The organism is Ferrovibrio sp., from assembly GCF_965278975.1.
Taxonomy (GTDB): domain Bacteria; phylum Pseudomonadota; class Alphaproteobacteria; order Ferrovibrionales; family Ferrovibrionaceae; genus Ferrovibrio.
Window position 1 is genome coordinate 414,059 of the sequence record NZ_OZ257126.1, and the last position, 16,748, is coordinate 430,806.

A 16,748-nucleotide genomic window follows, 5' to 3' on the forward strand; every position below is an offset into this window, starting at 1 on the left:
GTGGAAAGAGTCTGCTTTCCAGCCTCAGAACCACGCCAATATGTTGCAGAAAAAGCCACCCCAGATACTTTGCTGATATTCCCGCCACATCATGATTGCTACTGATGCCTCCTTTGCGCCACTCACGGTTTAGCTTTTCGGGAAACGGGTTCACCCGGCAGAGGACCGTGGCTAGACTGATCTTGCTGGCCTGCGGCAGACAGGAAAATAAACAGTCAGTAAGAGGACGCCTTTGCAGATCGCGGTCATTCTCGGGCGCATGTCAGTGCAGGTACAGATGGCAGTCGCAACCGGAGCACTCTGCATCCTGCTGGTGCTGGCGGCCTCTTCAGGCGCGGGCTGGTTCGCACGCCAGCGTACTGCCGAACTGGTAAGTGGGCACATGGCCGACCTTGCCGTGGCGATGGCCGCCCGGCTCGACCATGACATGTTCGAACGCTATCGCGAGATCGGTGTGCTGTCCGGTCTGGAGCCTTTACGCGACAGTTGGCTTGGCGATCCAGCGGTTTTGCGCGCCAGCCTGGAGCAATTGCAGCAGAGTTATCCGGATTATGCCTGGATCGGCTTTGCCGATACGAGCGGTAATGTGCGTGCCGCGACGCGCAGCATGCTGGAAGGATTGTCGGTAGCCGAACGCCCCTGGTTCCGTGGCGCACTGAACGGACCATTCGTGGGCGATGTGCATGATGCCATATTGCTGGCCAAGCTGCTCGGGCCACGCCGTGACGATGAACCTTTTCGCTTCGTTGATGTCGCTTATCCGATCCGCGACCGAGAAGGCCGCCTGCTCGGTGTACTGGGCGCGCATCTAAGCTGGGATTGGGCCGCAGAAGCACGGGATGTGCTGCTCCGGGAATCACGGCTGGACGGCACTCGGGTAGCGATCCTTGACCAGGCCGGCCGCGTGCTGCTGGGCGAAAGGCGTGGTCAGGTACTGCTGGATAAGAGCATCATGGACCGCATGGTAGCGCAGCAGCGCGGCGTCGACATTGCCTTCGGCGCCGAGCCGGACCAGTGGCTCAGCGGCTTTGCCATTGCACGCGGTTACCGCAACTACCCCGGCCTCAGCTGGATAGTGATCGCGCAGCAACCCACCGCCGTGGCCAATGCACCAGTCCGTAATCTGATCGCCATCACCGTAAGCATTGGATTGCTGCTCAGCCTGGCGGGCGCTCTCTCTGCCTGGCTGCTGGCGCGGCGATTGACACAACCGATCCGCAACCTGACTCTCGATGCCGAACGTATCGGCCGCGGCTTGGGTACTGATACGCTGCCGCGCGTCGGCGGCTCGCATGAAGTGGCGCAATTGTCGCGCACCCTGCGCTCGCTGCTGCGCCGCATCGGCCTGGCCGAGGAGCAGCTTGCTCATGCCGCGGAAGATATCGCCTCCAAGAATGCCGAAGCCCGCAAGCTCAGCCACGATGTGGAACGTCTGCGCCAACTCGCCGAGACCGATCCACTGACAGGCCTGCTGAACCGGCGCGGCTTTCTCGATGCCGCTGATCGGCTGATCTCCCTTGCACGGCGCTACAATCGTGCCATCGGCATTGTGGTGGTGGATATCGATCACTTCAAATCAGTGAACGATACCCATGGCCATGCCGTTGGCGATCTGGCCATCCGTGCCGTGGCAGAGCGGCTGAAAGCGGCGGCGCGGGAAAGCGATCTGGTCGGTCGTTTTGGCGGCGAGGAATTCGTCGTGCTGCTGCCGGAAACCGATGCCACGGCAACCAGCGCCTATGCCGAGCGCGTACGCAGCATGATCGAAGCATCCGGTATCGCGTTGCCGGATGCACCACCGCTGAAATTGACCGTCAGCCTCGGCTGCGCTGAGTTCTTAGACTCTGATGAAGATGTCCAGGACAGCATCGACCGCGCCGATGTGGCGCTCTATACCGCCAAATCAACCGGGCGTAACCGCGTGGTGTTTCAGCAAATGCCGGTGTCGAAACACGCCTGATCCGGCTGGTCAGTCGATATACCTAGCTGCCAGTTCCGGACGGATGCAGAAGCGCAGCACCATTTCCTCGACATGGCGGATACGCTCGGCAACATGCTGCCGTGACAGCAAATTCTGCCGCAGGATCACCGAAAGCGTGTAGCCGTTCGAGAGATAATGATAGACCAGGGAGGACAGCGAGATATAGAGCTGCAGCGGCTCGATCTCGGCGCGGAACACGCCTGCCTTCTGCCCCTTCTCCAGCACCCGGCCAAGACCGCCGAATAACGGATCGTAGATCATCCGTATCTTCTTCGAACTCTTGATATGCGCCGCCTTGTAGAGATTCTCGGCATTGAGGATCGAGATGATTTCAGGCGTGCGGATCAGCGCCTGGGCGGTCTCCGCCACCAGCTGTCGCAACGCCTCCACCGGCTCCAGTTCGGCAATGGCGATTTCGCCATGGCGGCCACGGAAACGCTCATAGATCGTCTCCAGCACGGCAACGAACAACTCTTCCTTGCTGCCGTAATAGTGATACAGCATGTTTTTGCTGAGATGGGTTTCGGCAACGATGTCATCCACCCGAGCGCCGTCATAGCCCTTGGTGGCGAAATGCCGCAATGCCGTTTCCAGGATCAGCCGACGGCTCTGTTCCGCATCACGCTTGCGCTTCGGTGCAGTCGATTGCGCTTTTGCCGCCGCGCCGCGCCGGGAGGACAGAGTCTTCTTCACCATGGTCATAAGCCCGCTTCAGACAAACGTTTCGCACAGGGGCAGCCCGCTTCTGCGCGTTTGACTCAGAATGCGGTTGATTCTCATTCTATACTATAGACTGACTGGACTGTCCTCTGGTTTGCCGCATTTCCACCGAAAAACCCAGGCCGGCAAAACGCCGGTCAGGCGGCTCCGTTCAAGCCGCCCTGGCCGCAAGCCCGCGGTTGATATCCCGTGCAATGGTCCAGCCGCGATAAATGAAGGCGGAATAGAGGTCGATGCAGGCGGCACCAGCCGTCAGCATGGCCCTGGCATCAGCTGCCGTGAACACGCCGCCATTGCCTTTTACCGACAGCCGGCCATTGGCCAGGCGCACGGCCCGCTTGAGGTTCTCCATGGCACCTTCGGCAATCGGACGGCCGTGCAGCGTACCGCGTCCGGTACCGAGGCCAGGCTCCGGCACGGGACGGCCACCGCCGATCTTGATTCCCGCCACACCCGTCTCGACAGCAGCATCAAGCAGCGCGCCGAGCAGCTCATCGGATACCGCCACGTCATTCGGAATACGCACCGTCGCCGGTTTGCGCCGCCCATCGATCCGCTGCATCACATCGCGCAGCATGCCGGTATAGTCGAACTGCTCGCCGGGTTTCAGCACATTCGGGCACATCAGGCTGAGCTCAACGGCATCGACATAGGGCTCCACATCCAGGAAGCCTTGCGCAATTTCCTCAGCCGAGAAGCCACCAACATTGCAGATCAGCGGGATACGCCGACGGCGATCAAACTGCTTCAGCTGCTCCACTGCATAGGCCCGCCCCTTGCTTGGCACACCCATGGAATCGGCTATGCCTTCCGTTTCGGCATAACGTACCAGACGGGGAAACGGGTTGCCGAAACGCGGCGCCGGCATCACCGAGCCGACGGTCAGGAAGCCAAAGCCAAGCTCGGACAGGCTGTCCAGCAATTCGCAATTCTTGTCGAAGCCAGCCGCCAGACCAATCGGATTGGCCAGCTTGATACCGGCATAGCTGGTTTCGAGGCCAGCCCCCTGGCCAGCCTGCCGCAGACCGGAAAGCCGCGACAGCACCTGCCAGGGCAGCGACCAGCGCAGGGCGAGCTGCGCCAGCTCATGGGTGCGGTCCGGCGAAAGCTGGAACAGCAGCGGGCGCAGCACCGTCTCATAGACCGACATGGTCAGATCATCTCACGGCCGCCGCCAGCGCCAATCATGTGGCGCGGCACGATCAGCCGCTCGGCCAGCTCAACCAGCAGGAACATACCGATGCCGAGCAGGGTAAGGCCGAACAGCAAAGCGAACAGCATCGGCGTATCCATGGCGCCGTTGGCGACAATAAGCTGATAGCCGAGGCCGGCATTGCCGCCGACGAATTCACCCACCACTGCACCAACCACGGCCAGCGTGATGGAGATTTTCAGACCGCCAAAGATCGACGGCATGGCATTCGGCAGGCGTATCTTGAAGAAAGTATCAATGGTGCCCAGGCCCATGGCGCGGGCAAGGTAAATCTTTTCCTTCTCAATCGAGGTAAGACCCATCACCGTGTTGATCACGATCGGGAAGAAGGCAATCAGGAAGGCGATCAGCACCTTCGGCAGCATGCCAAAGCCGAACCAGACGATCAGCAGCGGTGCCACCGCCACCTTGGGCATGGCCTGTGACGCAATCAAGATCGGATAGATCGAGCGTGAGAAGAATGGCCAGAGGAAGATCGCCAGCGCCAGCGGCACGCCAATGGCTATGCTGAGCAGATACCCCAGCGCAATCTCAGCCGCCGTCACCCAGCTTTCGCGTAGAATTAGAGAGGCATTCTGCTGGATCGACTGGAAAACCACAGTCGGCTTCGGCAGCAGGAATTCCGGAATGCTGAATACCAGCGTGCATACTTCCCAGATCACCAGCAGCACGAACATGGCGAACAACGGGTAGAACACCACGCTGAACTTCTCGCGCCGTTCAAAATTGCGCCGGCGGCGTTCCACCGCGGCTTCTACATCTTCACTCATGACACCCCCTCATAAATTACAGGCCGGCCGATAAACAGCCAACATCACTCGCGCAGCACGCCACGAGCCAGGAACATCTCCAGGATCTCGCGGGTATAGCGGCTGAATTCCGGGCTTTCGCGGTGGATTAGACGGCGCGGCCGCGGCAGATCGATATCCAGAATACGGTCGATCTTGCCCGGACGCGGTGTCATTACGATAACACGATCCGATAGGAATACCGCTTCCGCCACACTATGCGTGATCAGCAGCACCGACATCTCGCGTTCGCGGCAGATTTTCTGCATATCCAGAATCATCTGGTCACGGGTCAGGGCATCGAGCGCGCCGAATGGCTCGTCCATCAGCAGATGCTTCGGCTCATGCACCAGGGCGCGGCAAATCGAAACGCGCTGGCGCATACCGCCGGACAGTTCATGCGGATACTTATCCTCGAAACCTTCAAGGCCGACCGACTTGAGCAATGCCCGGGCGCGGCGCTCGCCTTCTCTTTTCTCAATCTTGTGTGCCTCGGCCTGCAGCATGATATTGCCGAGCACGGTGCGCCATTCCAGCAGCACATGACTCTGGAAAACAATGCCGATATCTGTGCGCGGCGCCGTGATGGCCTTGCCGCCGGCGATTACAGCGCCCGTCGATGGCGCGGAAAGGCCTGCTGCGATCATCAACAGCGTGCTTTTGCCGCAGCCGCTGGGGCCGACGATGGAAAGAAACTCTCCCGACCGTTGCCTGATGCTGGTCTCTTCCAGCGCCTTAACCGAGCCGGTCGGCGTGCTGTAGACCTTCGTGATCTGATCGATATTCAGATACGCGCTATCCTGGCCGCGTACTGCTTCACCCTGTGTCATCCGGAACTCCAAGAGGCACCTGCTGGACTGTCCCGCCAGGCCGCAGGGCCGGCGGGACAGTATTGCATCGCTTAAGCGCGCGCCCGACTCATTTCTGAGGCGGAACGAAGGACGCCTCGGTCGGCACAAACTCATTGGTGTAGAGCTGTGCCGTCTTCAGGTCCGCGGTCATGCCACCAAACTGCTTGGCGACGTCGATGGTGGAAGCCCAATCCTGCTCCGACATCCAGCCGAGCGGCTTGTTGGCGGTGTTCGGAGTCACCCAGTTGGTCCAGGAGATGCTCATCTCGCGGTTGGTGATCGCCGGCGTCAGGTTCGGCTGATACTTCTTCAGGATCTCGATTGCTTCAGCCGGATTGGCACGACCATAGAGGAAACCGCGCAGGCTGGCGGCAACAAAGCTTTTGACCAGTGCCGGATCGGACTTTACCAGATCGCTGTGGGCGATAATGCCGTTCGATACCGCGTTAACGCCGCAATCAGCATACCACATGATGCGGGCATCCTGGTTGGCGCGCACTTCAATACCCGGCACCATGCCCTGGGCAAAACCAGCAACGGCATCTACCTGTCCGGCGATCATCGATGCGACATAGCCGGCCGGATCGATATTCACCACCTTGATCTTGCTGCCATCCAGCTTGCAGCCACCGACGAAAGCCGGCCATTGCTGGAACTGGGCCGCGCCTGTGGCGATACCGATGGTCTTGCCCTCCAGATCCTTGGCCGAGGTGACGCTGGACTTCTGCAGCGCGATCACGGCAGTGGGATTGCGGCGGAACACACCGGCCACCATCTTCAGGTCCATACCCTTGGCAACACCGTTGGTGACGACATAGCCATCAGAGAAGCCGAAGTCGGCAACCTTGCTGGCGATGAGCTGTGCGGTGCTGCCGGAGCCCTTGCCTTGCTCGATTGAAACATCGAGACCAGCTTCCTTGTAGAAGCCCTTTTCCTTCGCCACCACGAAGCCGCTGTTCGGGCCGTTGTGGATCCAGTCGAGCAGCATCTTGACCGGGCGATCAGCAGCCTGCACGGGCTGCGCCATAAGCGCCGCCGCACTCACAACTGCAGAAAACAGTGCCGCCGCAAAGAGATGCGAAGGACGAAGTGTATGCCGGTTGAGTTGTTCCATTTTTGCGATTTCCTTCCGTTTAAACTGCGCCAGGCTTTGCAAATTGCAGACCATTCTGCCGCTTGCTCCACCGCTTGAACGCTTTGCCACCCCTAACGGAAATCCGCTTGCGATCACACATCGCCCGCAGCACCGATTTTTCTTACTTTACTAACTCGTCAGTTTTTATAGGCACAAAAAAAGCAGATGCAAAGCGGATTCCCGAGGTGTCCGTTTGTGTTCGAACGGCATTGTGCGCATCAATGCACCCCTGCTTTTTCGGCAGGTGCACGCTTGATAAAGGGGCATACGCACTAAATTTAGCCGCTTGCATTGCTATTCCATTCACACCTGAGACTTAGTCTGTCTCGGATAGATGCGCACCACGGCGCTGAAACAGTCTGTCATCCGCATAGCCCATGGTATCCGGCTTGGCACGACCGAGCATGACCTGAAAGTAGACGCGCTCCAGGCTGTTATTCTCATAGCCATGGATCACACCCGGCGGGCAGGAAATGCAGTCCCACTTCCCAAGACGCTTGGTGATGCGGTTGCCTTCTTCATCCTCGACAAACACATCCAGGTGACCATCGAGCACGAAGAATACTTCCTCGACTTCATGGGTATGGGCAGCATTGCCCTGACCCGGCTCCACATACATGATCGACAACGTCATGTTGCGGGCCGGAATGACCGTGGGATCGTTATGTTTGCCGGAGCCACCCGCGCCGATGAAACGATGCTGTGCCCGCTTGAAGCCTTCGATCTTGGCATCTTCGAAGGCAGCCCAATCGGCCCGCTTGTTACGGAACTCGCCGACATGGGTGGCGATGATCTGTTCCAGCGATACACCCTCCAGCTCCGGGGGGCGCTTATGACGCGCGACACTCATGAAAGTCTCCTTTTCACTCCAGTTAATATCGTGACTGAGCGCTACCGCATGTCAGGTAGCGGGCGCTCCATTTCCTTCACCCCAAGGAAGCCAGGGCCGCCGCATGGAAGCGACGGTCGACATAATTCTCCGGTGGCGGCACCTCACCACCCCATTGACCTTCCACCACAGCCCGCAACCGCAGCACATTGCCAAGCCCGACCATGTCGATCTCGGCATCCGGCGCGATACCGCCAGGAGCCGTGGCGATGGCAAAACCTTCCGTGGCAATATCGGCCGGCAGCTGCAGTCGTTCCGCAAGCAATCTAATTGCCGCGTCGCGGTTCGCTTCTGCCAATGCCCAGCGCAGGCCACGGATATAGGCACGGCAATAGGCTGTAAGGGTCGCCTCATTCCGTGCCGCCCAGGCACGCATGACAAAGCCTGCCGTGGACAGATACGGGCCGATCTCATCAGTGGTTTCGCAGATCAGCTTGAGGCCGGCTCGCTGCGCCTGGATACGGAAGGGCAGGTTCATGATCGAGGCCCGTGCCGTAGGGTCCTCCTGCATACGCTTGAAGCGGAACGGCGTGGCACCAACCGGCTGTGCCACATAATCGCCACGCTGCAGGCCATGCAATTGCAGAATACGATACAGCACCAGGGCAAAAGCCGTATTGGGTGCATCGACCAGCACGGTCTTGCCGCGTAAATCCTCAAACGAACCAACGTCCGGCTGGAACATCAGGGCGTTGAAACCGCTATCACCCCCCAGCACCACGGCAACATCAGCCTTGGCCAGTTCGACCATGGCGATAGCATTATCCACCGCGGTATGAGCGATATCGTAATCGCCGGCAGCCAGACCATTGCGCAACACACCCGAATCCGGCGTGAAGGTCAGGTCGATATCCAGCCCTTCTGCAACGAAATAACCCTGTGCCTGCGCGGCAAAAATCGCCAGATTCTGCACACCTTCAAAAACGATGACTTTCAGCTTCTGCACCGCCAGCTCCCTTACTTCGCCTGCTGCTTGCGTTTGGCCGCCTGGATCAGGCGCCACACACGCGGCGGCGTGAGTGGCAGATCCATCGGCTCGACACCGAAGCTGGACAGCGCATTAGCCACGGCATTGGCAATGATACCGCCAACCGGAATGGTGCCGCCCTCGCCCGCACCCTTGGCGCCCAGTGGATTGAACGGCGAAGGCCGCAGCCCGATGGCAGTGGAACGGATATTCGGAAAATCGGTCGCCAATGGCATCAGATAATCGGCGAAGGAGGCGCTGAGCATCTGGCCGTTCTCGTCATAGACCAGGTTTTCCAGCAACGTGCCGCCAAGTCCCTGCACGATGGAGCCTATGGATTGACCATGCAAGGTGAGTGGATTGATGACACGACCGGCATCTTCAACGGTGACATAATCCACTACCGAGACCTGGCCGGTGCCAGGATCTACCGTCACATGCGCCACATGCGAACCGTAGGCGTAAGTGTGACGATGATTATGGAAGGTACATTCAGCCGAAATACCCTGCGCGGCCAGATCGGCGAAACTCAACCGTCGTCCGTCGCGGCCCAGCACTTCGCCGCGGACTACTTCCACTTCATCCGGCGCGCAGTTGAACCGCATTGCCGCCGCCTCGCGCAGCTTCTGCTTGATCTCCTCTGCAGCGAGCAGGATTGCCGATCCACCCATCACCGTGGAACGCGAATGATATGAACCCCAGCCCTCCTTCACGTAGGTGGTGGAGCCGAGGAACATTTTCACCCGGTCATAAGGGACATCCAGTGCATCTGCCGCGATCTGGCCCAGAATGGTCTCGGCGCCCTGGCCTACCCCTGAGGAGCCAGCATAAACCGAGGCCATGCCATCGGCCTCGATGACGATGCGGGAGGATTCACGCGGGCCGGCTGCACCACCTTCAATGAAACAAGCAACCGCCAAACCATGATAAAGCCCATCAACCAGCTTGCCTTGCAGGTGCTGCTTCTCAGCCCAGCCAGCATCCACAAGGCAACGGTCAAGCAGCAATTCGTAGGCGCCGCTATCCAGGGCCGTGGGATTGTCCACCGGGCCAGTGCGTGGCATCGGATAGGGCATCGCCGATTCCGGCACCAGATTGCGGCGGCGGAATTCCACCGGATCAATACCCAGATCCTTGGCGACAAGATCGAACAGGCGCTCGCGGAAAAAATCCGCCTCGAAACGCCCGGGTCCGCGATAGGTGCCTGATGGCGATTTGTTGGACACCTGCATCGCCACGTCGATATGCACATTCTCCACCTGATAGGGGCCGGAGATGAACTGGCCGGCATTGCGCGGTGTGATCACCGCCGCCGTGCGCATATAGGCGCCGATATTGGTCCAGACATCGCCGCGTATGGCGAGCACGCGGCCCTCACGGGTGCAGGCAATCTCAAGCTCGGCCTCGATATCGCGGGCATGGCTGATCGCCAGCAGATGCTCGCGGCGATCCTCGGTCCATTTCACCGGCCTGCCGAGCAGCTTGGCGGCATAGGGAACCAGAAAATCCTCCGGGAAGAACTCGCCCTTCACGCCGTAGCTGCCGCCAGAATCACCTTCGATCATATCGACGGATTCTTCCGGCAGGCCCATGGTGGCCGCCAGGATGCGGCGATTGGCGAAGGGCACCTTGGAAGCGCCCCAGACCGTCATATGGCCGCGTTCCGCATCCCATTGCGCCAATGAGCCGCGCAACTCCATCGTCACCCCGGTATGGCGATGGACATAGAGCCGCTCACGCCGGGTATATTCCGCGCCGGCAAAAGCCGCCTCGGCATCGCCCTTCCTGACCTCGAAATAGTGGGGCTTATTCGAGCCGCTCGCCTCGGCCAGCAGGGCTTCATCGCGGCGCGAGGCTGCGAGATCGGCCACCGGCGGCAGCATCTCGATATCCACCTCGATCAATTCCAGGGCATCCTCGCCAATCGCCGGACTATCGGCGATCACCATGGCGATGGGCTCACCGACATAGCGCACCTTGTCCTGGGCGATCACCGGCTGCTGGAATGGCGCATATTCAGGTATCGGGAAAAGACGCACTGGAATACAGGGGACAGGCTGGCCGATATCAGAGGCCGTAAGCACGGCATGCACACCCGGCATCTGCCGCGCGGCCGTCACATCAATGGACCGAATCAGGCCATGCGGCACGCTGCTGCGCAGCATCACGGCGAAAAGCTGGCCGGGCAGCGACAGATCGTCGATATAGCGGCCCTTGCCACGCAAAAGGCGCTGATCCTCGACCCGGCCGATGGGCTGGCCAATGGCTGGTGCTTCAGCGGAGAACTCCCTGGCATGCACGGTCATTTCGCCGCTCCCTGGCCGGGTTTGGCATAGGCAGCGCGTGCTTCCAGGATTGCCTCGATGATCGGCAAATAGCCGGTGCAACGGCAGATATTGCCAGACAGCACATGACGGATGCGATCCTCATCAGCATCGGGCTCATGGGTCAGCAGGGCATGGGCCGTAGTCAGGATGCCCGGGGTGCAGAAGCCGCATTGCAACGCATGATGCTTGTGGAAGGCCGCCTGCAACGGCGACAGCGCGGCATCATTGGACAAGCCTTCCACCGTCACTACTTCGTGGCCACCAGCCTGGGCCGCCAGCATCAGGCAAGAGCGCACCGCTTCGCCGTCCACCAGTACGGTGCAGGCGCCGCAAACACCATGTTCACAGCCGACATGGGTACCGGTCTGGCCGAAATGGTGGCGCACGCAATCGGACAGGGTGGTACGGTCTTCGCCGGTGAATTCCACTGCCTTGCCGTTGAGGATGAATTGCGCGGACATCGCGTGCTCCTTACTGCAACTGTTCGGCGCGGCGGACCACGCGCTCGAAAAGGGTCGCCACCAGGGCGCGGCGGTATTCTGCATCGGCATGCAGATCGCTCATCGGATTGATGCTGGCAGAGGCCAGTTCCGATGCCGAGGTGATCAGCGCCTCGTCGATCCTGCGGCCCTCCATGGCTTTTTCGACTTCATGCAGGCGGCGCGGCATTTCATCGGCGCCGATCACGCCAACATGAACATTGCTTGCCAGACCTGCCGTATCGCGGTCGTAATGTACCGCCACGCCGGCGAGGGCGAAGTCGCCACGGCGCAGGGCGAATTCCTCAAAACCCCAGCGCCGGCTGGCCGGCCATGCCGGCAGGTCCACCGCCACCAGCACTTCATCTTCTGCCAGCACGGTTTGCAGTGGGCCAGTGAAAAAATCAGCCGCCGCGACACTGCGGCTGCCATGGGGGCCAACGACATGCAGCACGGCATCGCAGACCACCGCAACGCCCGGCATCTCGGCAGCCGGATCGGCATGAGCCAGGCTACCGCCAACCGTGCCGCGATTGCGGATCTGGTAATGCGCCACTTGATCAATCATTGCCACCAGCAGCGGCTGGGCTCGACGCAGGGCGGCATCGCGCTCGATCTCGCACCAGCGCACCCGCGCGCCAAGCCGGATGACGGCAGCGCCGATCTCGATGCCGCGCAATGCCTCGATCGAGCCGATATCCACCAGCAATGGCGGCGCCGCCAAGCGGAAAGCCAGCACCGGCATCAGGCTCTGCCCCCCGGAGATGATCTTCGCGCCTTCATTCGCCTGCAGCAGCGCAATGGCCTCGGCCACGCTGGCGGGACGCGCATATTCTAGACGAGACAGCTTCATATCAGGACCATGCGGATGAGGGGCACATCAGGCAGGGATTTTCGGCAGCAGCAGGTAGGAATCATGTTCCGGGCCGGTAAGGATGGTGCAAAGGCCATCGAATTCCGCGCGTGGACGATCTGCTTCACTGTTATGCAGAATGCGGCCGGGAATATCCCGGGCCTCGAAATCACGGCCCTGGATCGTCAGCACCAGGCGGTGACCCGGCGGACAGACGATGCTGGTCGGCCAGATTTCGACATCCAATTCATAAGCCTCGCCGGGCGTCAGCTTCTGGATTTCATCATGGCAGTGATAGGGCCGGTAAGGTTGCGTCATCGCCGCATCCTGTTTGCGATGCGAGGCCCGCAGCCAGCCGCGCGCCACCGGCGTGAGATCGCTGGCACCGGTGAACACCACTTCCTCACCGGCAGGATCAAACAGCCGCAACGTGACGAACAGGTCCATATCCGTGGTGCTGGAGCTGACCCAGAGATGCGCCTTGAGTGGGCCGGTAAATTCGGTTTCCTGAGCGAAAGGCTCGGTGCTGAAGCTGACGCCCTCGCCCAGCGGGCGATAGCTCACCTTGGCAGCGGCCTGCGGTGCCGCCGTTTTCAGGCTCCTGCCCGCAGCATCGAGATGCAGCCTTGTCCATTCGGTGCGTGCCAGCGGCCATTCCGCCTCGGTGCGGAAAGCGCCGCCATCGGGCCGGCGAATGTACAGCCGCACCTTGGCCTCTTCGTCCCAGCCGTTTTCCTCACCCTTGAGGAAATGATCAAAGAATCGCTGCTGGCGCTGGATGAATTCCGGCAGATAGAAGCTCTCGAAATGCGTGCCGATATGCAGTTGCAGCCATTTCTGCTGCGAGCCGGCACGCAGAAAGCCTTCGATATTGCCACGCAGATGCAGGCCCGCACCACCCCAGTTACCCGCCGAGAGCAGCGGCACTTCGATATGCGGCAGATTCGGCGAGCGCGACTTGTACCAGGCATCGTCCAGCGGATGCTCCAGCAGATCGCGCGGATGATCGGCACGATTGCCAGCCAGCATGGCCGGGCTCAATGGCTCGCCGGTATTCGGCTGGCCGGTATCCCGTTCACGGTAATGGGTCGCAGCATTGCCATGCTGGTTCGGCAGCACCTGGCGGGGATACCAGGCAGTGGGAAACAGATGGCTGAAAATACCGCCATGATGGCTCCAGTCGCGGTAGAGATCGGAACCACCTTCCCACACGCAGATCGCCGCCAGATGCGGTGGCCGCAGCGACGCCACTTGCCACTGCTTGATACCATAATAGGAAATGCCGATGGTGCCGACCTTGCCGTTCGACCAGGACTGCACGCCGGCCCATTCGATGGCATCGTGATAATCCTGTGTCTCGCGCGTCGAGAAAGGATCGAGATAGCCGGGAGACTTGCCGCTGCCACGGGAATCCACGGCAACCACCACATAGCCGGCCGGCACCCAGCGTTCCGGATCGACCAATTCCCAGCGCAGGTGCTGGCCTGAAGTGCCTTCCGTATCCACACCCGGGTAGATGCGTTTCAGCACATCCCATTGCAGCTTGTAGCCATCGGCGAAGTGGATGTCCTTGCCATAGATACCCATGGCCATGACCACGGGATAACGGCCCGGCTGCTGCGGGCGATAAACATTGGCACGCAGGACGGCGCCATCGCCGACCTGGATCGGCACATCCTTCTCAAAAATCATCTCCGCGCCGCCGGCAGCCGGCTTCGCGCCACTCTCCACGCCACCCATTGCCTCACCCCCGAAGCAAGCCGCGACCAGAACCGCCACGGCACGATACTCCAAAAAACCCGATAACTACGCCGCTTCCAGCCACACCACAGTTTCAATCATAATTGACTGTCCAGTTAGTTTAGTTTGCAGTGAGCACATGGTCAAGCAAATGTCTCATTCTGCGGCAGCCCAGCAATCGGGCAATAGCTGCGCGAAATTGCGGCAGCGCACACTTACCAGCCTATCATGCGAGCGCGGCCAGAAGCCGCTCCCGCGTAAACGGCATATCGCGCAACCGGATACCGAGCGCGCGGCTGACCGCATTGCCCAATGCCGCTGCTGTTGGCCCTTGCGAGGTTTCACCGACGCCCAAAGCTTCTGCTTCCCGATCCACGATGAAACTGGTTTCGATTTCAGGTACTTCCGAAAAGCGCAGGATCGGGTAGCTATCCCAGTCGCGGCTGCTCACCATACCATCCGCGCTACGCACGGCCTCTTTCAGACACCAGCTTAGCGACTGCACGATACCGCCTTCCACCTGATTCCGGGCCCCATCGGGATTGATCACAAATCCGGCATCGACAGCGCACCATACGCGCGTCACTCGCACAATTTCCTCAACCTCGACTTCCACCACCACGGCGCAGTATGCGGATTTGTTCTTGTAACGCGCGAAGCCGATTCCCTTGGCTCTGCCAGTGCCAGTCTCGGTACCCGTTTTCCATCCCGCCATGGCCGCGACACGATCCAGCACGGCTATGGCTCGGGGATCGCTCAGGTGCCACCGACGAAATTCCAGAGGATCACAACCGGCAAGTTCCGCTAGCTCATCCATGAAGCCTTCAATGGCGAACACATTCGGCTGTGCACCCAATGCCCTCAGCGAGGAGGTGCGCAGCGGCAGGCTTGTCAGCAGGTGATGCCGAACACTGAATGAAGGCAGGTCATAGATTGGCGTGACATTCCGCATAGCGCCGCCGCCCACTGCATCGGCTACATCGCTTATCGCCTTTGGCGCAAAAGCCGGATCGCAGGCAGCCGCAGCGGTCAGATTGATATCGCCACCGGCACCTGGACGGCTGGAATGGGTGCCGCTCCAGACCTCGGCCTGCCATGCGCCAATTTTGCCTGACGCATCAAGGCCGGCGGCTAAGCTGATCGCCATGGCAGAGCCGCAGGTGGCGGTCATTTCATCGGCCCGGCTCCACAACACGCGGACGGGGCGGCCAGGAAATGCCTCCGCCAGCAAGGCGGCCTCAAGCGCCACGTCATCAGCCCCATTATGCCCATAGCAGCCAGCACTCGGGCGGTGCTCCAGCACGATCTCTGCCGCCGGCAGCCCAAGCGCCCGGACAAGCTGGCTGCGCAGCGGAAATATCCCCTGGCTATGCGTCCAGATATGCAGCTTGCCACCATTGCGCCATGCCACAGCACAGCTTGACGCGATGGAGCCATGCAGCAGGAAGCCGCGCGAATAAGTAGCAGTATGCTGGGCCGCGCCGATTTCCACCGGCACTGGGTCATCGCGCATCACTTGGCCTGGCTGGCCTTGCAGCCAGGGCGCCACTTCCTCGGGAATAGAGACCTCAGGCTGCCGCCAGCGCAGCCGTGCGCCAAGATAATCCCCCGCCTGCCGCGCCAAGGTCTCGCTTTCGGCGACAATGGCCAGAAAATCCTGCTGCCGTAGCAGCCGGCACTGCTCGCCGAAACGCCCCTGAAACGCTGCCGCCGGCACATCCTCAAGCACCGCGCCATGGATCGGCGGATGCAGCACACGGCCATGCAGCATCCCCGGCAATTGCATATCCTGCAGAAAGCTGCCGCCGCTCAGAATGGCTGGCAGGTCGCGACGCGGCACCGGCTTGCCGACCCATTGAAACACGTCCTGGGCCTTCGCCGTCCAGCCAGCACGCAGGTCCTGTTCCCAGTCTATCCGGTCGGCCAGCGACCACAAACTATGTCCGGTGGTGATATCGCCATGTAACACCCGCCCTTGCGCCAAATGCAGATGCGCAGGATCGGCATTCAACATGGATGCCGCGATACCGATCACGGCATCCCGCAAGCAAGCAGCCGCCGCCCGTATGGCAGTACCGCCACTCTCGATCGATTGGCTGCTGGCGGTGAGCCATTCATCCGGACCATTGCTGGTAGACACTGCCTCCAGATCGAAACAATCGGGTGCTAGGTTTAGCTCCTCCGCGGCAATCTGGATCAGGGCAGTATGGATGCCCTGCCCGAGTTCCACCTTGCCGCTGTGCAGGGTGACGCGGCCATCCTGTTCCAACCCCAGCCAGGCGCCAAGCTGCGGATTATCTTGCAGGCTTTTCGGCAACGGCTTCATGGCACAGATGAGAGATAGGTCTCGGCGGCCGCCGCTACTGCTGCCAGGATGCGTGGATGCGCGCCGCAGCGGCAGAGATGATGATCCAACTGGGCAGCAATCTCGGTGCGGCTCGGCAGATGATCCAGACCCCGCAGCCAGGCATAGGCTGTGATCAGGATGCCACTGAGGCAGTAACCGCATTGCGCTGCCTGATGCTCCAGGAAAGCCTCGATCAGGGCCCGCCCCAGAGCGTCATCGTGCAATGCCTCCGGCGTGCGGATAGTGCGGCCTGCCATGTCAGCAGCATCCAACTGGCAGGCATGGCGCGGCACGTCATCCACCAGCACCATGCAGGCGCCACATTGTTCCAGGCCACAGCCGAAGCGAGCCGCCGTCAGACCCAGATGGTTGCGCAAGGCTTCCAGCAGCGTGACGCCTGAAGGCAGGGCAGCATCCTGATGATGGCCATTCACATGCAACTGCACTGATACCGGCGC

The 16,748-nt window shown here is 60.7% G+C and carries 14 protein-coding genes; 1 reads left to right on the forward strand and 13 read right to left on the reverse strand.

Going from position 1 to position 16,748, the window contains the following annotated elements; all coding sequences use genetic code 11:
- Nucleotides 1-277 precede the first annotated feature (277 nt).
- Entirely contained in the window at nucleotides 278-1,960 is a 1,683-nt protein-coding gene (locus ACQY7X_RS01990; protein ID WP_428248165.1) for a sensor domain-containing diguanylate cyclase, read from the forward strand.
- 9 nt (nucleotides 1,961-1,969) lie between these two features.
- Here the strand turns inward: ACQY7X_RS01990 and ACQY7X_RS01995 are convergent, their stop codons facing one another.
- The 13 genes from ACQY7X_RS01995 to ACQY7X_RS02055 all read right to left on the reverse strand — a co-directional run bounded on the left by ACQY7X_RS01995 (nucleotide 1,970) and on the right by ACQY7X_RS02055 (nucleotide 16,724).
- The gene (locus ACQY7X_RS01995) at nucleotides 1,970-2,677 is read right to left on the reverse strand and encodes a TetR family transcriptional regulator (RefSeq protein WP_428248166.1); all 708 of its coding nucleotides are present in this window, start codon (nucleotides 2,675-2,677) and stop codon (nucleotides 1,970-1,972) included.
- 175 nt (nucleotides 2,678-2,852) lie between these two features.
- Entirely contained in the window at nucleotides 2,853-3,851 is a 999-nt protein-coding gene (locus tag ACQY7X_RS02000) for a hypothetical protein (protein WP_428248167.1), read from the reverse strand.
- Between the two features lie 2 nt (nucleotides 3,852-3,853).
- On the reverse strand, nucleotides 3,854-4,684 hold the full coding sequence (locus ACQY7X_RS02005) for an ABC transporter permease (protein ID WP_428248168.1): 831 nt from the start codon (nucleotides 4,682-4,684) through the stop codon (nucleotides 3,854-3,856).
- 44 nt (nucleotides 4,685-4,728) lie between these two features.
- On the reverse strand, nucleotides 4,729-5,532 hold the full coding sequence (locus ACQY7X_RS02010; protein ID WP_428248169.1) for an ABC transporter ATP-binding protein: 804 nt from the start codon (nucleotides 5,530-5,532) through the stop codon (nucleotides 4,729-4,731).
- Between the two features lie 88 nt (nucleotides 5,533-5,620).
- Nucleotides 5,621-6,580: an ABC transporter substrate-binding protein gene (locus ACQY7X_RS02015; RefSeq protein ID WP_428248170.1), complete on the reverse strand. Its 960-nt coding sequence runs from the start codon at nucleotides 6,578-6,580 to the stop codon at nucleotides 5,621-5,623.
- Between the two features lie 424 nt (nucleotides 6,581-7,004).
- Entirely contained in the window at nucleotides 7,005-7,538 is a 534-nt protein-coding gene (locus ACQY7X_RS02020; RefSeq protein WP_428248171.1) for a cupin domain-containing protein, read from the reverse strand.
- A 76-nt stretch (nucleotides 7,539-7,614) separates the two neighbouring features.
- A complete protein-coding gene (locus tag ACQY7X_RS02025) occupies nucleotides 7,615-8,523 on the reverse strand; it encodes an ABC transporter substrate-binding protein (protein WP_428248172.1) in 909 nt (302 codons plus the stop codon).
- Between the two features lie 11 nt (nucleotides 8,524-8,534).
- Nucleotides 8,535-10,850 carry a xanthine dehydrogenase family protein molybdopterin-binding subunit gene (locus ACQY7X_RS02030; protein ID WP_428248173.1) on the reverse strand — a complete coding sequence of 772 codons (2,316 nt, stop codon included), beginning with the start codon at nucleotides 10,848-10,850 and terminating at the stop codon, nucleotides 8,535-8,537.
- Nucleotides 10,847-11,332 (reverse strand): (2Fe-2S)-binding protein, encoded by a 486-nt coding sequence (locus ACQY7X_RS02035; protein ID WP_428248174.1) that lies wholly within the window; start codon nucleotides 11,330-11,332, stop codon nucleotides 10,847-10,849. Before ACQY7X_RS02035 ends, ACQY7X_RS02030 begins: the two co-directional genes overlap by 4 nt.
- A gap of 10 nt (nucleotides 11,333-11,342) precedes the next feature.
- Nucleotides 11,343-12,203, reverse strand: coding sequence for an FAD binding domain-containing protein (locus ACQY7X_RS02040; RefSeq protein ID WP_428248175.1), 861 nt, complete (start codon nucleotides 12,201-12,203; stop codon nucleotides 11,343-11,345).
- Nucleotides 12,204-12,230: 27 nt separating this feature from the next.
- Complete coding sequence (locus ACQY7X_RS02045) at nucleotides 12,231-13,982, reverse strand: CocE/NonD family hydrolase (protein WP_428248176.1); 1,752 nt, start codon at nucleotides 13,980-13,982, stop codon at nucleotides 12,231-12,233.
- 187 nt (nucleotides 13,983-14,169) lie between these two features.
- Nucleotides 14,170-16,269, reverse strand: coding sequence for a molybdopterin cofactor-binding domain-containing protein (locus ACQY7X_RS02050; protein WP_428248177.1), 2,100 nt, complete (start codon nucleotides 16,267-16,269; stop codon nucleotides 14,170-14,172).
- On the reverse strand, nucleotides 16,266-16,724 hold the full coding sequence (locus ACQY7X_RS02055) for a (2Fe-2S)-binding protein (RefSeq protein ID WP_428248178.1): 459 nt from the start codon (nucleotides 16,722-16,724) through the stop codon (nucleotides 16,266-16,268). Before ACQY7X_RS02055 ends, ACQY7X_RS02050 begins: the two co-directional genes overlap by 4 nt.
- Nucleotides 16,725-16,748 lie beyond the last annotated feature (24 nt).

Bases quoted from the DNA above. Each gene is read 5' to 3' on its own strand.
- ACQY7X_RS02020 (WP_428248171.1), bottom strand. From the start codon at position 7,538: ATGAGTGTCGCGCGTCATAAGCGCCCCCCGGAGCTGGAGGGTGTATCG.
- ACQY7X_RS02040 (WP_428248175.1), bottom strand. From the start codon at position 12,203: ATGAAGCTGTCTCGTCTAGAATATGCGCGTCCCGCCAGCGTGGCCGAG.
- ACQY7X_RS01990 (WP_428248165.1), top strand. From the start codon at position 278: ATGGCAGTCGCAACCGGAGCACTCTGCATCCTGCTGGTGCTGGCGGCC.
- ACQY7X_RS02050 (WP_428248177.1), bottom strand. From the start codon at position 16,269: ATGAAGCCGTTGCCGAAAAGCCTGCAAGATAATCCGCAGCTTGGCGCC.
- ACQY7X_RS02035 (WP_428248174.1), bottom strand. From the start codon at position 11,332: ATGTCCGCGCAATTCATCCTCAACGGCAAGGCAGTGGAATTCACCGGC.
- ACQY7X_RS02000 (WP_428248167.1), bottom strand. From the start codon at position 3,851: ATGTCGGTCTATGAGACGGTGCTGCGCCCGCTGCTGTTCCAGCTTTCG.
- ACQY7X_RS02015 (WP_428248170.1), bottom strand. From the start codon at position 6,580: ATGGCGCAGCCCGTGCAGGCTGCTGATCGCCCGGTCAAGATGCTGCTC.
- ACQY7X_RS02005 (WP_428248168.1), bottom strand. From the start codon at position 4,684: ATGAGTGAAGATGTAGAAGCCGCGGTGGAACGCCGCCGGCGCAATTTT.
- ACQY7X_RS02010 (WP_428248169.1), bottom strand. From the start codon at position 5,532: ATGACACAGGGTGAAGCAGTACGCGGCCAGGATAGCGCGTATCTGAAT.
- ACQY7X_RS01995 (WP_428248166.1), bottom strand. From the start codon at position 2,677: ATGGTGAAGAAGACTCTGTCCTCCCGGCGCGGCGCGGCGGCAAAAGCG.
- ACQY7X_RS02030 (WP_428248173.1), bottom strand. From the start codon at position 10,850: ATGACCGTGCATGCCAGGGAGTTCTCCGCTGAAGCACCAGCCATTGGC.